General features: G+C 65.8%; 16 protein-coding genes. 11 read left to right on the forward strand and 5 right to left on the reverse strand.

The window, feature by feature from the left end; translation table 11 throughout:
• Positions 1–32 precede the first annotated feature (32 nt).
• From Q0743_RS06925 to Q0743_RS06935, 3 genes are all read right to left on the reverse strand, one after another.
• Positions 33–977, reverse strand: a complete 945-nt coding sequence (locus Q0743_RS06925; protein ID WP_298240825.1) for an ABC transporter substrate-binding protein — start codon at positions 975–977, stop codon at positions 33–35.
• A gap of 107 nt (positions 978–1,084) precedes the next feature.
• Complete coding sequence (hutC, locus tag Q0743_RS06930) at positions 1,085–1,813, reverse strand: histidine utilization repressor (protein WP_298240826.1); 729 nt, start codon at positions 1,811–1,813, stop codon at positions 1,085–1,087.
• Positions 1,810–3,168, reverse strand: coding sequence for a formimidoylglutamate deiminase (locus Q0743_RS06935; RefSeq protein WP_298240868.1), 1,359 nt, complete (start codon positions 3,166–3,168; stop codon positions 1,810–1,812). The genes hutC and Q0743_RS06935 overlap by 4 nt, the downstream gene beginning before the upstream one ends.
• Positions 3,169–3,257: 89 nt before the next feature.
• Here Q0743_RS06935 and hutI point away from each other — a divergent pair, with 89 nt between their 5' ends.
• From hutI to hutU, 3 genes are read left to right on the forward strand one after another with little or no spacing between them, the layout of a single operon-like run.
• Positions 3,258–4,472 (forward strand): imidazolonepropionase, encoded by a 1,215-nt coding sequence (gene hutI, locus Q0743_RS06940; RefSeq protein ID WP_298240827.1) that lies wholly within the window; start codon positions 3,258–3,260, stop codon positions 4,470–4,472.
• The gene (gene hutH, locus Q0743_RS06945) at positions 4,469–6,028 is read left to right on the forward strand and encodes a histidine ammonia-lyase (RefSeq protein WP_298240828.1); all 1,560 of its coding nucleotides are present in this window, start codon (positions 4,469–4,471) and stop codon (positions 6,026–6,028) included. The genes hutI and hutH overlap by 4 nt, the downstream gene beginning before the upstream one ends.
• Positions 6,029–6,038: 10 nt before the next feature.
• The gene (gene hutU, locus Q0743_RS06950; RefSeq protein WP_298240829.1) at positions 6,039–7,709 is read left to right on the forward strand and encodes a urocanate hydratase; all 1,671 of its coding nucleotides are present in this window, start codon (positions 6,039–6,041) and stop codon (positions 7,707–7,709) included.
• Positions 7,710–7,715: 6 nt separating this feature from the next.
• Here hutU and Q0743_RS06955 read toward each other — a convergent pair whose 3' ends face one another.
• Positions 7,716–8,336, reverse strand: a complete 621-nt coding sequence (locus Q0743_RS06955) for a TetR/AcrR family transcriptional regulator (protein ID WP_298240830.1) — start codon at positions 8,334–8,336, stop codon at positions 7,716–7,718.
• A 255-nt stretch (positions 8,337–8,591) separates the two neighbouring features.
• On the opposite strand from Q0743_RS06955, the gene Q0743_RS06960 reads away from it, so the two are divergent.
• From Q0743_RS06960 to Q0743_RS06995, 8 genes are read left to right on the forward strand one after another with little or no spacing between them, the layout of a single operon-like run.
• Positions 8,592–9,452 (forward strand): xanthine dehydrogenase family protein subunit M, encoded by an 861-nt coding sequence (locus Q0743_RS06960; RefSeq protein ID WP_298240869.1) that lies wholly within the window; start codon positions 8,592–8,594, stop codon positions 9,450–9,452.
• Positions 9,449–9,985: a (2Fe-2S)-binding protein gene (locus Q0743_RS06965; protein WP_298240831.1), complete on the forward strand. Its 537-nt coding sequence runs from the start codon at positions 9,449–9,451 to the stop codon at positions 9,983–9,985. The genes Q0743_RS06960 and Q0743_RS06965 overlap by 4 nt, the downstream gene beginning before the upstream one ends.
• Positions 9,982–12,357 (forward strand): xanthine dehydrogenase family protein molybdopterin-binding subunit, encoded by a 2,376-nt coding sequence (locus tag Q0743_RS06970; protein ID WP_298240832.1) that lies wholly within the window; start codon positions 9,982–9,984, stop codon positions 12,355–12,357. The genes Q0743_RS06965 and Q0743_RS06970 overlap by 4 nt, the downstream gene beginning before the upstream one ends.
• A 22-nt stretch (positions 12,358–12,379) precedes the next feature.
• Complete coding sequence (locus Q0743_RS06975) at positions 12,380–13,621, forward strand: ABC transporter substrate-binding protein (RefSeq protein WP_298240833.1); 1,242 nt, start codon at positions 12,380–12,382, stop codon at positions 13,619–13,621.
• An 11-nt stretch (positions 13,622–13,632) separates the two neighbouring features.
• Complete coding sequence (locus tag Q0743_RS06980) at positions 13,633–14,508, forward strand: branched-chain amino acid ABC transporter permease (protein ID WP_298240834.1); 876 nt, start codon at positions 13,633–13,635, stop codon at positions 14,506–14,508.
• Positions 14,505–15,503, forward strand: a complete 999-nt coding sequence (locus Q0743_RS06985; RefSeq protein WP_298240835.1) for a branched-chain amino acid ABC transporter permease — start codon at positions 14,505–14,507, stop codon at positions 15,501–15,503. Before Q0743_RS06980 ends, Q0743_RS06985 begins: the two co-directional genes overlap by 4 nt.
• A gap of 8 nt (positions 15,504–15,511) precedes the next feature.
• Complete coding sequence (locus Q0743_RS06990) at positions 15,512–16,267, forward strand: ABC transporter ATP-binding protein (RefSeq protein ID WP_298240836.1); 756 nt, start codon at positions 15,512–15,514, stop codon at positions 16,265–16,267.
• Positions 16,260–16,979 carry an ABC transporter ATP-binding protein gene (locus Q0743_RS06995; protein WP_298240837.1) on the forward strand — a complete coding sequence of 240 codons (720 nt, stop codon included), beginning with the start codon at positions 16,260–16,262 and terminating at the stop codon, positions 16,977–16,979. Before Q0743_RS06990 ends, Q0743_RS06995 begins: the two co-directional genes overlap by 8 nt.
• A gap of 2 nt (positions 16,980–16,981) precedes the next feature.
• On the opposite strand, the gene Q0743_RS07000 is transcribed toward Q0743_RS06995, so the two are convergent.
• A complete protein-coding gene (locus tag Q0743_RS07000; protein WP_298240838.1) occupies positions 16,982–18,991 on the reverse strand; it encodes an EAL domain-containing protein in 2,010 nt (669 codons plus the stop codon).
• Positions 18,992–19,061: the final 70 nt, after the last annotated feature.

A 19,061-nucleotide genomic window follows, 5' to 3' on the forward strand; every position in this document is an offset into this window, starting at 1 on the left:
GCGAGGGGGAGCCGGCAGCTTTTTGAAGCGACTTACTTGATGAAGCTGGCGTCGAAGAGGTCCTCGACCTTCGGCGCAGCCTTGATGATGCCGATCTCGAGCAGGAGCTCGGCGGCCTCCTTGTTGAAGGTCAGGAAGTCGCCGGCGAAGAACTTCTGGTTGGCGGCCTTGTCCTGCCAGCGCAGATACTTCGCCGAGTTGGCGAACTGCTCGCCGGTCTGCTTCACGTCGGCGCCCATGATTTCATAGGCCTTGGCCTGATCCTTGGCGATCATGTCGAGCGCCTCGAAATAGCTGTCGGCGAGCGCTTTCGCAGCCTTGGGATTCTCGGTCAGGAATTTCGGCGTGCAGCCGAAGGTGTCCATGACCATCGGATAGTCCAGCGTGGTCGCGATGATCTTGCCCTTGTCGGGCGCGGCGCGCACCGTCGACAGATACGGCTCATAGGTCATCGCCGCGTCGTTCTGGCCGGAGACGAAGGCCTGCGCGGCCGCGGCCGGCTCGAGGTTGACCACGGTGACGTCCTTCACGGTGAGGCCGTTCTTCTTGAGCATCCAGGCCAGCGCGAAATACGGCGAGGTGCCGGGCGCGGAGGCGGCGACGGTCTTGCCCTTGAGGTCCTTGATCGCGGCGACGTCGTTGCGCACGGCCATGCCGTCGGCGCCAAAGCTCTTGTCGAGCTGGAAGATCTGCTTGGTCGCAACGCCATTGGCGTTCCAGGAGATCCAGGTCTCGACCGTGGTCGCCGCGCACTGGATGTCGCCGGAGGCGACGGCGAGATGCCGGTCCTTCTGCGGGATCTTCTTGATGGTGACGTCGAGCCCGTTCTTCTTGAAGATGCCGGCTTCCTTCGCCAGCGTCAGCGGCGCGAAGCCGGTCCATCCGGAGATGCCGACGCCGACCTTGATGTCGTCGGCGAGCACGGGAGTGGCGGCTGCAAGAGCAATGATTGTCGCAAATATCGTCGAACTACGCATGATTGTCGTCCTCTGCCGATCGATGGATTGACGTCCTGTTGATCTCTTCATGTCGGCCCTATGGGCCGTTGCTCGAAGCGTTGCACGATTTGTGCCGACATATTATCTCAGCCTCCCTTGAATCGCGCGACAAGGCGGTGAGAGTCACCGGGATAGAGCAGACGCACGGTGGTGATCGTACGGGCGCTGCGCCAGGTGAAGCGGTCGATCACGAGACAGGGGGCGCCGACGGCGATCCCGAGCGCGTCCGCCGTGCGATCGTCGGCGACGATGGCGCTGATCGTGTGCTCGGCCTCCGTCCAGGGAACGTGATGAAGCAGCCAGGAGCCCGGCGGCTCGCGCGAGAAGTCCGCGGTCGCGGCATCAGGCACGGACGACAGGTCGATCAGCCTGTCCTCGACGGCGAACGGCACGTTGTCGGCGCTGTGCCGGCAGGTGATGGCGACCACCTTGCCGGCCTTCTTGACGCCGAGACGATCGCGGTCGGCGGTGGTTGCAGTGCGGAGCTTGCGATGGATCAGCTCGTAGCCGTAGGCGCGCCCCAGCGCGGTGATCTCGGCGCGGATGTCGGCGATCTTGAGCACCGCCGACATGTGCTGCGGCCGGCGCACGAAGGAGCCCGCGCGCCGCCGCCGCTCGATCAGATCGGCTTGTGCCAGCTCCGACAGCGCCTTGTTCACGGTCATGCGCGAGCAGCCGTAACGTGCGACCAGCTCATGCTCGAACGGAATGCGGTGGCCCGGCGGCCACTCGCCGGTGAGGATGCGCTTCTCGATGTCGGCGCGAATGCGCTTGTAGAGCGTGGGCTTGTCGGCTGCGTCGGTGGCAAGGCTCATGCGACGAGCCTCCGCACCGTGGCGTTAAAGCGCTCGCGCGCGATCTGGCGCAGCCTGTGCCGCCCGCCCTCGACGACCTTGTGGCCGCCCGCCCAGACGCAATCGATCGCGCCGCCGCCTGCGGCAAAGATCCAGCCGTCGATGAGCGCGTCGTGCGCCCGTCCGGCCAGCGATGGATGCGTGGCGTCGAGCGTGACGATGTCGGCGCGTGCGCCGGGCGCGAGGCCGGCGGGCGTCTGCGCCAGCGCCTGCGCTCCGCCCGCAAGCGCGTGATCGAACAGCGTCCGCCCGGTCGATCGGCCGGCGCCGCTGGAAAGCACGTTGCGCTGGCGATGCTTGAGCCGCTGGCCGTATTCGAGCTGGCGCAGCTCGTCGGCAATGCCGACCAGCACGTTGGAATCGGTGCCGATGCCGAACCTGCCGCCGGCGGCGAGAAATTCGCGCGCGGCGAAGATGCCATCGCCAAGACTGGCTTCGGTGATGGGGCAGAGGCCCGCGACCGCGCCGGTCGCGGCGAATGCGTCGACTTCCTCATCCGTCATGTGTGTCGCATGAATGAGGCACCAGCGCCGGTCGACCGGCGCGTGCTCCAGCAGCCATTGCACCGGACGCCGGCCCGACCAGGCCAGGCAATCATCGACTTCCCGGGTCTGCTCGGCGGCATGGATATGCACCGGCCCGCCTTCGGCCAGCGGAATGATCGCTGCGAGCTCGTCCGGCGTCACCGCACGCAGACTGTGCGGCGCGATGCCGATGTTGGCGCCTGGCAATGCGCCGATCGCCTTGCGCGATGCGGCCACCAGCGCGGCGAACTGATCGACTGAACAGATGAAGCGGCGCTGGCCGTCATGCGGCGCCGCGCCGCCGAACGAGCCATGCGCATAAAAACTCGGCAGCAGCGTGAGCGCAATGCCGGAGGCTTCGGCCGCTTGTGCGATCCGTGCGGCCATTTCGGCGGGATCGGAATAGGCCGAGCCGTCGCGGTCGTGATGCAGATAATGAAATTCGCCGACGCGGGTAAAGCCCTGCTCGAGCATCTCGACATAAAGCAGCGTCGCGACGGAGGCGACGTCGTCCGGTGTCATCGCGAGGGCGAAACGATACATCGTCTCGCGCCAGGTCCAGAAGGTGTCGGTGCTGTCGCCGCGCAGCTCGGCAAGGCCGGCCATGCCGCGCTGGAAGGCGTGGCTGTGCAGGCTCGCCAATCCCGGAAGCGCGATGGCGTGGCGCTCGTCGCCCGCTGCCGGCGGCACGTCCGCTGTCACCGCCGCGATCGCGCCGGCGGTGATCACCACCTGCACGTCATTGGCCCAGCCCGAAGGCAGGAGCGCGGAGGCGAAATGCAGTCGGGACATGATTGATGACACGCCGGCTGGACAGAACGGGCTTACGATTATATGTCTAGACATATAAGTCAAGCATCCCAGGGCGAATGGATACCCGCATGGCAGAGCGCTTCGACCGGATCTGGCATAATGCCCGCCTTGCAACGATGCAGGCCGACCGTCCTGAGGTCGGCGAGGTCGAGCATGGCGTGATCGCCGCGCGTGGCGGCCGCATCGCCTATGCGGGCGCAAAGGCGGATTTTCCTGCCGATGCGGACGCGAATGAGCGGATCGATTGCGAGGGGCGCTGGATCACGCCCGGCCTCGTCGACTGCCACACGCATCTCGTCTACGGCGGCAATCGCGCGCACGAATTCGAGCTGCGCCTGAAGGGCGCGAGCTACGAGGAAATCGCCCGCGCCGGGGGCGGCATCGTCTCGACGGTGGCCGCAACGCGCAAGGCAAGCGAGGCGGAGCTGGTCGCAAGCGCACTGCCGCGGCTCGATGCGCTGATCGGCGAGGGCGCGACCACGGTCGAGATCAAGTCCGGCTATGGCCTCGACACCGAAACCGAGATGCGGCAGCTCGCGGCTGCGCGCAGCATCGGTCGCCAGCGGCCGGTTGCGATCCGCACCTCCTTCCTCGGGGCGCATGCGCTGCCGGTGGAAGCGGATGGCGACAAGGATCGCTACATCGATCTCGTCTGCAAGCAGATGCTGCCGGCTGTTGCAAAGGCCGGCCTCGCCGACGCCGTCGATGCCTTCATGGAGGGCATCGCATTCTCGGCCGAGCAGACGGCTCGGGTGTTCGAGACGGCGAGAAGGCTCGGGTTGCCGGTCAAGTTGCATGCCGACCAGCTGTCGAACCTCGGCGGCGCCGCGCTCGCCGCAAAATTCTCGGCATTGTCCGCCGATCATCTCGAGCATACCGACGGAGCCGGTGCCGCCGCGATGGCGAAGGCCGGAACGGTCGCCGTGCTGCTGCCCGGCGCCTTCTACTTCATCCGCGAGACGCAGAAGCCGCCGGTCGAGGCGTTCCGCAGGCATGGCGTGCACATGGCGCTCGCGACCGACTGCAATCCCGGCAGCTCGCCGCTGACCTCGCTGCTGCTCACCATGAACATGGGCGCGACGTTGTTCCGCATGACGGTCGGCGAGTGCCTTGCCGGAATCACCCGAGAAGGCGCGCGGGCGCTTGGTGTGCTGAGCGAGACCGGCACGCTGGAAGCCGGGAAGTGGTGCGACCTCGCGATCTGGGACATCGAGCGGCCTGCCGAGCTCGTCTATCGCATCGGCTTCAATCCGCTGCATCGCCGGGTGTGGAGGGGACAGTGACCGAGCAGGGCGCAGCGATCGTCGTCAAGCCGGGAACGGTCAGCCTCGACGATCTCGCGCGCGTGCTCGCTGGCGCGCCTGTCGTCCTCGATTCCTCGTTCTGGCCGCGCGTCGAAGCGGCATCGGCGATCGTCGCGAAGGCCGCCCAGGCGGCGACGCCGGTCTATGGAATCAATACCGGTTTCGGGAAGCTGGCGTCGAAGCGCATTCCGCCCGACCAGACCGCGCTGCTCCAGCGCAATCTGATCGTCTCGCATTGCTGCGGCGTCGGCGCGGCGACGCCGGAGCCCATCGTGCGGCTGATGATGGCATTGAAGATTATCTCGCTCGGGCGTGGTGCCTCCGGCGTGCGCCGCGAGGTGATCGAGCAATTGCAGACGATGCTGGCGCTGGGCGTCACTCCGCTGGTGCCGCAGCAGGGCTCGGTCGGTGCCTCAGGCGATCTCGCGCCGCTCGCGCACATGACGGCGGTGATGATCGGCGAGGGGCAGGCGATCGTTGATGGCAAGACGGTGTCCGGCGGCGAGGCGCTTGCCGTGGTCGGACTTGCGCCGCTGACGCTCGGCCCCAAGGAGGGGCTCGCGCTGATCAACGGCACGCAGTTCTCGACGGCTTATGCCATCTCCGGCGTGCTGCGCGGTTTTGGCCTGGCGCGCGTTGCTCTCGTGACCGGCGCGTTGTCGGTCGATGCGGCGATGGCGTCGACGGCACCGTTCCGCCCCGAAATCCAGGCGCTGCGTGGGCATGCCGGGCAGATTGCTGCCGCCGCGACGCTGACCGCATTGCTCGAGGGCAGCGACATCCGTTTGTCGCATCTCGAAGGCGACGAACGCGTGCAGGATCCCTATTGCCTGCGCTGCCAGCCGCAGGTCGCGGGTGCCGCGCTCGATCTGATCGCACAGGCGGCGCGCACGCTGATCGTCGAGGCCAATGCCGTCACGGACAATCCGCTGGTGCTGGTCGACACCGGGGAGATCGTCTCCGGCGGTAATTTCCACGCCGAGCCCGTGGCATTCGCCGCCGATGCCATCGCGCTGGCGCTGTCCGAGATCGGCGCGATCAGCGAGCGGCGCATCGCGACGCTGGTCGATCCCGCGCTCAATTTCGGCCTCCCGCCGTTCCTCACCCCGGATCCCGGCATCAATTCAGGCTTCATGATCGCCGAGGTGACGGCGGCCGCGCTCTATGCCGAGAACAAGCAGCGCGCGCTCGCCTGCTCGATCGATTCGACGCCAACCAGCGCCAACCAGGAAGACCATGTCTCGATGGCGGCGCATGCGGCCCGGCGCCTCGCCGACATGGCCGACAATCTCGCCGCCATTCTGGGCATTGAGCTTCTGGTGGCAGCCCAAGGCATCACCTTGCGCGCACCGCATGCGACCAGCGCGCCGTTGGTCGCCGTCATCGCAATGTTGCGCGAGCAGGTGCCGGCGCTCGGGGCCGACCGCTATATGGCCGGCGATCTCGCCAAGGCTGCCGCGCTGATTGAAGCCGATACGCTGCCGGCCGTCGCGATTGCCGCACTTTCATCCGATCCGTTTCCGAGACTTGACTAAAGGGGCTCCCATGAACCGCCGACTGGATAACGATCGCACCATTCGCGCCCCCCGCGGCAGCGAGATCAGCGCCAAGAGCTGGCTGACGGAAGCGCCGCTGCGCATGCTGATGAACAATCTCGACCCTGATGTTGCGGAACGCCCGAGCGAGCTCGTGGTCTATGGCGGCATCGGCCGTGCGGCGCGCGACTGGGAGAGTTTTGACCGGATCGTCGCGGCCCTGCGCAAGCTCGAGGGCGACGAGACGCTGCTGGTCCAGTCCGGCAAGCCGGTCGGCGTCTTCCGCACCCACGCCGATGCGCCGCGCGTGCTGATCGCGAATTCCAACATCGTGCCGCATTGGGCGACGCTCGACCATTTCAACGAGCTCGATCGCAAGGGCCTGATGATGTACGGCCAGATGACGGCCGGCTCCTGGATCTATATCGGCAGCCAGGGCATCGTGCAGGGCACCTACGAGACCTTCGTCGAGGTCGGCCGTCGCCATTATGGCGGCAGCCTCGCCGGCAAATGGATCCTCACCGCCGGCCTCGGCGGCATGGGCGGCGCGCAGCCGCTGGCCGCGACCATGGCCGGCGCCTCGATGCTCGCGGTCGAATGCCAGCCGAGCCGCATCGAGATGCGCCTGCGCACCGGATATCTCGACCGGCAGGCCGCAACGCTCGATGAAGCGCTGGCGATCATGGAGGATGCCGCAAAGACCAAGAAGGCGGTCTCGGTCGGCCTGCTCGGCAATGCCGCGGAGATTTTCCCGGAACTGGTGCGCCGTGGCGTCAAGCCTGACGTCGTCACCGACCAGACCAGCGCGCACGATCCGGTCAATGGCTACTTGCCGAAAGGCTGGACGCTGGCCGATTGGGAAACCAAGCGCGCGTCTGATCCGAAGGGGGTCGAGCGCGCTTCCAAGACGTCGATGGTCGAGCACGTCCAGGCGATGCTCGATTTCCACGCGCAGGGCATTCCGACGCTCGACTACGGCAACAACATCCGCCAGATGGCGCAGGACATGGGCCTGAAGAACGCGTTCGATTTCCCCGGCTTCGTGCCCGCCTATATCCGCCCCTTGTTCTGCCGCGGCGTCGGCCCGTTTCGCTGGGCAGCTCTCTCGGGCGATCCCGAGGACATCTTCAAGACCGACGCCAAGGTCAAGGAGCTGATGCCTGACGACAAGCATTTGCACAATTGGCTCGACATGGCCAAGGAGCGCATCAAGTTCCAGGGCCTGCCGGCGCGGATCTGCTGGGTCGGCCTCGGCGACCGCCATCGACTCGGTCTTGCCTTCAACGAGATGGTGGCGCGCGGTGAGCTCAAGGCGCCGATCGTGATCGGGCGCGATCATCTCGACAGCGGCTCGGTGGCGAGCCCCAACCGCGAGACCGAGGCGATGAAGGACGGATCGGATGCGGTGTCCGACTGGCCGCTGCTGAACGCGCTGCTCAATTGCGCCAGCGGCGCGACCTGGGTGTCGCTGCATCATGGCGGTGGCGTCGGCATCGGCTATTCGCAGCACGCCGGCATGGTGATCGTCGCCGACGGCACGCCCGAGGCCGCCAAGCGTATCGAGCGCGTGCTCTGGAACGATCCCGCCACTGGCGTCATGCGCCATGCGGATGCGGGCTACGACATCGCGATCGACTGCGCCCGCGAGAAAGGGCTCGATCTGCCGAGTGTTGCGAAATAGCGACGCTTACTCGCTCACCAGCAGCTTCGGCATCGTCGTCTTGGCGCCGTCCATGAACGTCTGGACGGCGTCGCGGACGATGGCGTCGAGGTCGGACGGGATCGGCGTCCCGTAGATGAACTTGCGGATAGCGAGATAGAAGATGCGGCCGTGCAGGCCCCAGAACAGCTCGGTCTCGCGCTCGCTCAATGCATGAGCCTTCGCGTCGGGCAGCTTGAGCTCAAAGCGCAGCTCGGCCGCCGCGGGCTCGATGATCTCGCGCCGGATAATGTCGAGATAGCGGCCGGTGATGCCGAACGACTTCATGCCGGAGAACACGAAGATCCGCACCCAATTATACTCGAACACGCGTTCCACATAGTCGAGATAGAAGCGTGTCAGCCGCGCTTCGAGCGACAGTGAACGATCGCGGATCATCGGGCCCCAATTGGGCGACCAGCGGCTGAGATAGACCTCCTGGTAGACCCGCTCGATCAGCGCTTCCTTGCTCGGGAAATGGCGGTAGATCGCCGAATGGGTGATGCCCATGCGTTTTGCAAGCTCGCGGGTCTGCCCCTCGAAGCCGCGCTCGGCGAAGAAGCGGATGGCTTCCTCCACGATCGTGCGCTCGCGGTCAGGCGCGCGCATGTTGCGACGCTTTGGCGCGGACTTGCTGTCGGTCTCGGCTCGCTTCCGAACCGGTCGCTTTGCCGTTTTCTGCGTCTTTCGGGCCATTTCGTCGCTGAATCGCGTGTTTACGAACCTTCATAGCCCATGGCGCATTTGTGACCAAATGGTCATTTCCTGTTGACCGGCCCTGGGCGTCGTGTCAGGATTTTGAGACCAGATGGTTACAAATCTGGCATCCCGGCTGATGAGCCGATGGATCTCGAGGAAACGGCAGTGAAGGCGAGGGCTTTCAGCTATTTTCGTGCGGCGAGGATCGACCAGGCGCTGGATGCTCACGCACGCGCCGGAGACGAGGCGCGCTTCATTGCCGGCGGCCAGAGCCTGGTGCCGGCGCTGTCGCTGCGGCTGCAGGCGCCGCGGCTCCTCATCGACATCACCCACATCGACGAGCTCCGCGGCATCAGGCGCGATGGCGGTTATTTGCGCATCGGGGCCCTGACGCGGCATTGCGAGATGCTGAGCGAGCCGCTGATCGCCGAGTTCGCGCCGCTGCTGCATGCGGCAGCACCCTTCGTCGCCCATCCCGCGATCCGCAACCGCGGCACGTTAGGCGGCAGCGTCGCGCTCGCCGATCCAGCCTCCGAATTTCCGGCGATGACGCTGGCGCTGGATGCCGAGATCGAGATCGTCGGCCCCTCAGGCCGTCGGCGGGTCAAGGCCGACGATTTCTTCATCGACCTGTTCGAGACGGCGTTGCAGCCCGGCGAGCTGATCACCGCGATCTACGTCCCGCTGTTCAAGGCCGACCAGCGCTTTGCGTTCGACGAGCTGGCGCGCCGGCGCGGGGATTATGCGCTGGTCGGCTGCGGGATGCTCGCAACCTTTACCGGTGAGCGTATCGATGACATCCGCATCTCCTTTTTCTCGGTTGGCAATACGCCGATCCGGGTGAAGGGGGCCGAGGCGACCTTGATCGGCTCGAGTCTCGATGCGGAACGTATCGCGGCCGCGCAGGGAGCGCTTGAAGGTGATCTCGCCCCGCCCGAGAGTGACGAGGTGCCGCCGGCGATGCGGCTGCACCTCGCCCGCGTCTTGCTTGGCCGCCTGCTCGGACGTCTGGGTGAGGGCGCATGAACGGCCTCGGCGAAACCCTGCTGGATGAGGTCGACGAGACGTTGCGGGTTCGCTTCGTCGTCAACGGCCGCAAGGTCGCCTGCGAGGTCGCGCCGCGCGACACGCTGGTCGATTGCCTGCGCGACAAGCTCGAGCTGACGGGTACGCATGCCGGTTGCGAGATGGGCGCCTGCGGCGCCTGCCTGGTTCAGCTCGACGGCCAAGCCGTGCATTCCTGCCTGGTCTTCGCGGTGCAGGCCGATGGCGCGAGGATCGACACCATCGAAGGGCTGTCGGAAAGCGGTGTGATCGCGGACCTGCAAGCTGAATTCCATCGCCGTAACGCCCTGCAATGCGGCTTCTGCACGCCGGGCATGCTGGTCAACGCGCAAGAGCTGCTCTCGCAGTTGGCGCAGCCGAACCGCGACGAAATCCGAGACGCGCTGTCGGGTAATTACTGCCGCTGCACCGGTTATGAGGCGATCGTCGATGCCATCGACGCGGTGGCCAAGGAGCGTTCGAAGTCGCGCAACGCAGGCGGAGGCGCCTCATGAGCGCACCGCTAACCTCGCTCGATCGCCCGAATTCCTATATCGGCCGCTCCGTGCCGCGTCCGAACGCCAAGCGGCTGCTGGCCGGGCGCGGACGCTATATCAGCGATCTCAAGCTGCCGCGGATGCTCCATGCCGCGTTCCTGCGCAGCCCGCATGCGCATGCGAAGATCGCCTCGATCAAGGCCGACGCGGCCCGTGCGTACGAGGGCGTGCATCTCGTCGCCACGGGTGCGGATCTCGCGAAAATCTGCACGCCGTGGACGGGAACGCTCGATCACTTCAAAGGCATGAATTCGGCGCCGCAATGGCCGCTGCCGCTCGACCGCGTGGTCTGGGCCGGACAGGCGGTAGTTGCCGTCGTCGCCGAGAGCCGGGCGATCGCCGAGGATGCGCTGGAGCTGATCGACGTTGATTACGAGGACCTCCCCGTTGTCGTCGACATCGACGGCGCGCGAGAGGCCGGCGGTGCGCTGGTCAATCCCGGCAGCGCCAACAACATTTGCTTCCGCAGCCAGCTCGACAACGGCGCCGTGGACGATGCCTTTGCGCATGCGGCCCATGTGGTGGAGGAGGAATTTTCCTTTGGCCGCCACACCGCGGTGACGCTGGAGCCGCGCGCGATTGTCGCGGATTACGACCCCGCCGCCGGCATGCTCACCGTGCATCACGGCACGCAGACGCCGTATCAGTTTCAGGATCTCTATTCGCGGCACTACAACATTCCGGAAGCGCGTGTCCGCGTCATCGCCACCGACATCGGCGGCTCCTTCGGGATGAAGCTGCATGTCTATCACGAGGACATGGCGGTGGTCGGCCTCTCGATCCTGCTCGGTCGGCCCGTGAAATACGTTGCCGACCGCATGGAGTCCTTCGTCTCGGATATCCACGCCCGCGACCACCGCGTCCGCGCCCGCATGGCGCTCGATGCCAAGGGCGAGATCCTGGCGATGGACGTCGAGGACCTCACCGCGATCGGCGCGTTCTCGACCTATCCGCGCACCAGCGTGGTCGAGGGCAACCAGGTGATCCGCCTGATCGGCGCACCCTATCGTTTCAAGAATTATCGCGCCACGCTGGAGGTCATCTTCCAGCACAAGGTGCAGACCAGCCAGTACCGCGCCGTCGGGCATCCCATCGCCTGCGCCGTCACCGAGCGGCTGGTGGACATGGCCGCGAGCAAAGTCGGCCTCGATCCTTTCGCAATCCGTGCGCAGAACGTGATCCCCGACGATGCCTATCCGCAGACCTCGCCGACCGGCTACCGCTTCGAGGCACTGTCGCATCAGGCCTGCCTGAAGCGCCTGCACGAGATCATGGACTACGACGCGCTCCGCGCCGAGCAGGTGGATCTGCGCAAGCGCGGCAGCTATCGCGGCATTGGCATTGCCACCTTCGTCGAGATCACCAATCCGAGCCCTGCGTTCTACGGCGTCGGCGGCGCGCGCATCTCCTCGCAGGACGGTGCGATCCTCAGCCTGACGCCGTCCGGCGAGGTGCGCTGCCTGATCTCGGTCACCGAGCAGGGGCAGGGGACCGAGGCCATCATCAGCCAGATCGTGGCCGATCAGCTCGGCCTCGCGCAGGAGCACGTCAAGGTCGTCACCGGGGATACCGAGGTGACGCCGCATGGCGGCGCCACCTGGGCCTGCCGCGGCGCCGGCATCGGCGGTGAAACCGCGCTGCAGGCCACGCGGGCGCTCAAGCGCAACATCCTCGAGATCGCCGCGCTCATTTTGCAGCAGCAGCCCTCGGCGCTCGACATCGTCGACGGCGAGGTCGTGGACGCCGCGACGCGCAAGCCGCGCCTGCCGATCGCCGAGATCGCGCGCATCGCCTATTTCCGCTCCGACACGCTGCCGCCGGGCACGCAGGCGCAGCTCACGGTCAGCCACCATTTCGCGCCGCAGGGCTATCCGTTTGCCTTCACCAACGGCATTCAGGGTTGCGCGCTGGAGGTCGATGTCGAGACCGGTCTCATCAAGCTGCTGAAGCATTTCATCGTCGAGGATTGCGGTCGCGTCATCAATCCGATGCTGGTGGAGGAGCAGCTGCGCGGCGGTATCGTGCAGGGGCTGGGCGCGGCGCTGTTCGAGGAGTGCCGTTACGGCGACACCGGCCAGCTCATGAACGGCTCGCTCGCCGACTATCTCGTGCCGATGCCGATGGAGATGCCCGACATCGTCATCGCCCATGTCGAGACGCCGACCGCCGACACCGTGCTGGGTGCCAAGGGTGTTGGCGAAGCCGGCACGGCGGCAGCTTCGGCTTGCGTGCTCAACGCCGTCAACGATGCGCTCATGCCGTTCGATGCGACGATCAACTCGATCCCGATCACGCCTGCCAAAGTCCTGAAAGCCCTGAAGCGTTTCTAGAAAAAGACCATTGGAGGAAATCATGTCCAAAACCGGTTCAATGTCGAAGATATCCCGCCGCACCGCGCTCGCCGGCCTATCGGCCAGCGCGGCGCTGCTCGCCATGCCCCGTCTGGGTCGCGCTGCCGACGAGACCATCCGCATCGGCTTTCCGACGCCGCTCACCGGCCCGTTCGCCGCCGAAGCCCGTGATCAGGTCAAATGCGCCGAGCTCGCCGTCAAGCTCGTCAACGACAAGGGCGGCATCGGCGGCCGCAAGGTCGAGCTCTTGGTGCGCGACGACAAGCTCAATGCCGGCGAAGCGGCGACCCGCACGCTCGAGCTGATCGAGAAGGACAAGGTTCACGCCGTGGTCGGCGCGCTCTCCAGCGCCGTGCAGCTCGCGGTCAACGAGGTCACCCGCGCCCGCGGCGTGATCTACGTCTCGATCAGCCAGTCCGACACCATCAACGAGGCCAAGGATTTCAGCAAATACACCTTCCACGAGGCGCTGAACCCGCACATGACGACGGCGGCGGTGGCGCGGCAGACGCTGAAGAAGGGCATGAAGGTCGCGCACCTCGTCGCGGACTATGCCTATGGCCATGAGATGCTGCGCGGCTTCAAGCGCGCGCAGGCTGCGATCGGCGCGGACAATGTCGGCGAGATACTGCATCCGTTCGGCGCGGCGGATTACTCCACCTTCATGCCGCGCCTGATGTCGATGCGGCCGGACGTGCTCTGCATCTCCAATTTCGGCCGCGATCAGGCCAATGCAATCAAGCAGGCCGTGGATTTCGGCGTCAAGCAGCAGATGAAGATCGTGGTGCCCGTGATCCTGCACAATCAGCGCCTGGCGGTCGGCCCCGACGTGTTCGAGGGCGTGGTCGGCGGCGCCAATTACTATTGGGGCCTGGAGGCGCAGAGCAAGTCGGCCGCCGCCTTCAACGCCGCGTTCAAGGCCGCCAATGGCGGCGCCATTCCGACCGACTACGGCGCCTACGGCTATTCCGGCGTCGGCTCCTTGCTGGCGGCGATGCAGACCGCCGGCGGCACCGACATCGACAAGGTGGTCGATGCGCTGGAGAAGCTGCAATATGATCTGACCAAGGGCCCGCAGCATTACCGCAAATGCGACCACCAGTCGGTGCAGTCGGTGCTGGTGCTGGAGTCAAAGAAGAAGTCGGCGATGGGGGGCGAGAACGACCTGTTCGCGATTCTCGCCAACGACACCGGCTCGGACGACATGCTGCGCAGCTGCAGCGAGCTCGGCCACGCGACCTAAGACCTGTGACGATGGACCTGTCGCTGATCATCATGCAGCTTCTCTCCGGGATCGCCCTTGGGGCGGTCCTGGTGATCACTGCGCTCGGGCTGACGATCGTGTTCGGCATGCTCGGGGTGGTGAATTTCGCCCATGGCGCGCTGTTCATGATCGGAGCCTATGCGGGGCTGTATCTGGCCTCCCTCACCGGCAGCTTCTGGTGGGGATTGCTGCTGGCGCCCATCCTGATCGGCGCCTTCGGCATGCTGATCGAGTTCGTGCTGATCCGCCGGCTCTATGGACGCTCAATCGATGATCCGCTGCTGCTCACCTTCGGCCTCAGCTACATCCTGGTCGAGGGCGTGCGCATCGTGTTCGGCAGCGACGGCATTCCGTTTCCGACCCCGCCGCAGCTGATCGGCGTGCTCGATCTCGGCATCGGCTTCTTTCCGCGGTATCGCCTGTTCGTCATCGCGCTGGTGGCGGTGGTGCTGCTGGCGCTCTGGCTGACGCTGGAGAAGACCCGCATCGGCCTGATCGTCCGTGCGGGCGCCCGCGATCCCACCATCATGCAGGTGCTCGGCGTCGATATCGGACGGGTCTGGCTTGCGATCTTCGGGCTCGGTGTCGGACTGGCCGCGCTCGGCGGCGTGCTGGCGGGACCCATGCGCAGCGTCAATCCGGAGATGGGCTCGCTCGTGCTCGCGGAAGCCTTCGTGGTGACCGTGATCGGCGGCCTCGGCTCGATCGTCGGGGCGGTCGTCGCCGGCCTGATGGTCGGCATCTCGATCAGCCTGGTGGCGCTGTTCGCCCCTGAAATGGCGACCATCGTGATGTTCGCGCTGATGGCCGTGGTGCTACTGATCCGCCCGCAAGGCCTGTTCGGCGTGAGAGGGAGGACGGCGTGACGTCACCACCGAGCGGCGAGGTCATCGCCGAACCAGCGCCGAGCGGGCTCAGCCGGATTCTCGACCATCGCGTCCTGCTCTCCATCGTCGTGCTGGCCTTGTTGCCGTGGCTGCTGCCGTCCAAGGCGCTGGCCGTCAACGTCCTGATCTACGGCGTCGTGGTGATGGGCTACAATCTCCTGTTCGGCTACACCGGGCTGCTGTCGTTCGGCCAGGCCGCGTTCTTCGGCGCGGGCGCCTATTTCACCGGCATTGCGATCGGCCGCTATGGCGTGCCGTGGTTCGCGGCGGTGCCGATCGCAGTATTCCTCAGCACCTGCCTCGCTGCCGCGATCGGCATCGTCTCGACGCGCACCCGCGGCATCTATTTCTCCATGGTGACGCTGGCCCTGGCCCAGCTGGTCTATTACGTCGCGCTGCAGGCGGCGTCCTTCACCGGCGGCGAGAACGGCCTGCGCGGCTTCACGGTCGACCGCATCAGCCTGTTCGGCCTGCATGTCAATTTCCTCGACCCCGTCAACAAATACTACGTGCTGATGGCCTTCGCGGGATTGGCGATGTGGTTCCAGTCGCGCATCCTGAACTCGCCGTTTGGCGCCGTCATCGAGGCGATCCGCGAGAACGAGCAACGGGCGCGGGCCTGCGGCTACGACGTCGAGCGCAGCAAGCTGGTCGTATTCATGCTGTCGGGTGCGATCTCCTCGCTCGGCGGTTGCATGCTGGCGCTGCATCTGTCGATCGTGCCGCTGGACATCCTGCACTACCAGACCTCCGGCATGATCGTGATGATGGTGCTGCTCGGCGGCGCCCGCAGCTTCTTCGGGCCCTTCGTCGGCGCGGCGAGCTTCCTGATCCTGGAGGACGTCATCTCGCTCTGGACGCCGCATTGGCAGATCTTCGTCGGCGCCATCTTCGTGCTGTTCGTGCTGTTCCTGCCCAAGGGCATCTGGGGCACGATGCTGGATGCACTCGGCGTCGGAAAGGCGCGGCCATGAAGAGTGACATGAGCGGCGAACTGCTCCGCGCCGAGGGGATCGGCAAACGCTTCGGCGGCTTCGTCGCGCTCGAAGGCATCAGCGTGTCGTTCGCGGCGGGACAGCTCACCTCGATCATCGGGCCGAACGGTGCCGGCAAGAGCACCTTTTTCAACATCCTCTCCGGCGCGCTGACGCCGACGTCCGGCAAGCTGCATTTCAGGGGGCGCGAGCTGAACGGCTTGCCGCAGCACCGCTTCGTGCATCAGGGCATCTCGCGTTCCTACCAGATCACCAACATCTTTCCGGACCTGTCGGTGCACGAGAACGTCCGCGTCGCAGTGCAGGCGCTGACCGTGAGCTACGACATCTGGCGTAACCGCACGCGGCTCACCGAGCTGCATGCGCGGGCCGATGCGGCGCTGGATGCGGTCGGGCTGCTCGGCAGACGGGGTGAACTGGCTAAGTTCCTCTCGCATGGCCAGCAGCGCGCGCTGGAGATCGCGATCGCACTGGTCTCCGAGCCGGAATTGTTGCTGCTCGACGAGCCGACCGCCGGCATGGGCCCGGAGGAGACCAAGGACATGGTCGCGCTGCTGGAGCGGCTCGCCGACAAGCGCACTGTGCTCCTGGTGGAGCACAAGATGAAGATGGTGCTGGGCCTGTCCAAGCGCGTCGTGGTGCTGCATCACGGCCGGCTCCTTGCGGATGGCGCACCTGACGAGATCAGGAGCAATCCGGAAGTCCGCCGGGTCTATCTCGGACAGAGTGAAGGCTATGGCTGAGACCGCGCTGCTCGACATCGAGAATCTCCACGCCTGGTATGGCGCAAGCCACATCCTCCACGGCATCTCGCTGCAGGTGAAGGAGGGCGAGGTGGTCGCCCTGGTCGGCCGCAACGGCGCCGGCAAGACCACGACCTTGCGGGCGATGATGGGCCTGATGCCGAAGGCCGAGGGACGCGTGCGCTTTGCGGGCCAGGAGCTGTTGCCGCTGCGTGCCCATCAGCGCTTCCACCTCGGCCTCGCTTACGTGCCCGAGGAGCGCCGCATCGTTCCCGGGCTGTCCGTGCGCGAGAACCTGCGGCTCGGGCTCGTCGCGGCCGGCAGCGGCATCGAGGAACGGGCGGCGATCGACGAGATCGCCGAAACCTTCCCGCGCCTGAAGGAACGGCTCGACCAGGAGGGCGTCACGCTCTCGGGCGGCGAGCAGCAGATGCTGGCAATCGCCCGCGCGCTGATCGCAGATCCCAAAATGATCCTGCTCGACGAGCCGTCGGAAGGTATCATGCCCGTGCTCGTCGAGGAGATGGGCATGCTGTTCCGCCGCCTGCGCGACGAGGGCAAGACGCTGCTGCTGGTGGAGCAGAATGTCGAATGGGCGCTGCGGCTGGCCGACCGCGCGGTGATCATCGATCAGGGCGAGGTCGTGCACCAGAGCAGCGCTGCGGCGCTGCTGGCGGACAAAGACATCCAGGAGCGCTACTGCGCGGTCTGAGGTCAGGCCACCACCTTGGCCCCGGTGCCGTCGAGGCGCCGCCGTTCGTTCGCAAGATAATCGGCGATCGCATCGGCCGGCATGGGTTTTGCGAAATGGTAGCCCTGGATGAATTCGCAGCCGAGCCGGCGCAGGCTGTCGAGCTGTGCGCTGGTCTCGACGCCTTCGACGACGCAGGCGATCTCCATGTCGTCGCAGAGGCCCGCGAGCGATTTGATGATCTTGTGGCTCACCGGGTTCTCGTTGATCTCGGCGACGAAGCTGCGATCGACCTTGATCTTGTCGAGCGGCAGCCGGTGCACGTGGCTCAGCGATGAATAGCCGGTGCCGAAATCGTCCAGCGAAATGCCGCAACCCATTGCCTTCAGCGTCGCGATCGACTGCTGCGCGCGCACGAAATCGAAGGTAACGGCCGTCTCGGTGATCTCGAAATCGATCCGGCGGGGCGACAGTCCGCTTTTCTCGATGATCGAGATCAGCGGCAATATGCCTTCGGCGGCGCAGACGTCATGGGCGGAGAGGTTGAACGACAGGCGGATATGGTCGGGCCAGGTTCTGGCCGTCGCCAGCGCGCGCGCCAGCAGCACCTGCGTCAGGGGGCGGATCAGGCCGATGCGCTCCGCGGCGGGAATGAAGTCGGCGGGGGAGACCCAGCCGAGGCGGGGGCTATTCCAGCGTGCCAGGGTCTCGAAACCCGCGGTGTGCTCGCTCATGGCATCGACGATTGGCTGGAACACCAGCTCCATCTCGGCGCCAAAATCGGAGGTGCGCAGCAGGTTCTCGATGACGCCGCGGCTGCGGATCTCGGCTTCGAGCTCGCTCGAGAAGATCACGGTGCGGCCGCGCTGATGGCGCTTGGCGTGATAGAGCGCGTAGTCGGCGCATTCATAGAGCGCTTCCGACGTCGTCGCCGAGTCCGGGAACAAGGCAAAGCCGATCGAGCAGGACAACCCGGTATGGGCGGTGTCGAGCTGGTAGGGCAGCTTGACCTGGCTGCCGATGCGTTCGCCGAGCCGCATCAGGTCCGTGTCTTCAGGATCGCCACACACCACGAGGCCGAACTCGTCACCGCCCAGCCGGGCGAATTCGACGCGCTGCGGGCCGAAGCCCTCGCAGACCTCGCGGATGCGCTTGCCCGCCTCGATCAGGACGCGGTCGCCGACCGAGTGGCCGTAATTGTCGTTGATCGGCTTGAAGCCGTCGAGGTCGATGATGCCGACGGCGACGCGAACGTGTCTGCGCTCGGCGTCGGCAAAGGCGCTGGACAGCTCGGCGAAGAAGCGGCGGCGGTTCGGCAGCTCGGTGAGGGAATCGAGATTGGCGAGGCGGAAGTTCTCGTCCGAGAGCGCCTGCGTCGCCGCCTGCTGCGCGAGCAGAGACTTGCGGCTGGCGACGAGGTCGGCGAAGTCGCGGTAGTAGATGAACAGCACCGTCACCATCGCGCCGGACACCAGCAAATTGTTGACGGCGATCGCCTTCAGTGTCGGCTCCCCCGTGGCGAAGAAGAACAGCACGTAGGGCACGTCGACGATCAGCGTCACGATCAGTGCCGCCGAGCGCAGATGCATCAGCGAGAAGATGCAGCCGATCACGGTGACCGCCATGTAGAAGGCGACCTGGCTCTTGGCGAAGGGATCGCCATAGGGGTAGAGCGCGAAGGACCAGGCGGTGAAGCCGGCGCCGATCGGCAAGGTCAGCCAGTTGGTGGCGCGCAGATTGCGCAGGATGTCGGCGTCGCTGCGCACCAGGTGACGCTGGCGCAGCCACCAATAGGTTCGCAGGCCTGCGAGCACTGTCAGCACGCTCGGCACGATCAGCGTCAGCCAGTCCGGCGCCACGTTCACGTAGGTGTAGGCGACGGCGATCGTGTTGCTCATCAGGATGAAGTAGAGCAGCGGGACCTGCTTGGAGAAGGCGTCGAACTGCGCGCGCATCAGATCCGGATTGTCGGCCGGAACGTGAAACAGCCGCATTGCGGCGGCGATATGAGACTTCAAATTTGCGACAGGCATTGCAATACGCGCCCCGGATCCCTTCAAAAACGAGGGGGATCTTGCACGGCGGGGGTAAAGGGCTCGTTAG

The sequence above is a fragment of the uncultured Bradyrhizobium sp. genome (assembly GCF_936943645.1).
Taxonomy (GTDB): Bacteria; Pseudomonadota; Alphaproteobacteria; order Rhizobiales; family Xanthobacteraceae; genus Bradyrhizobium.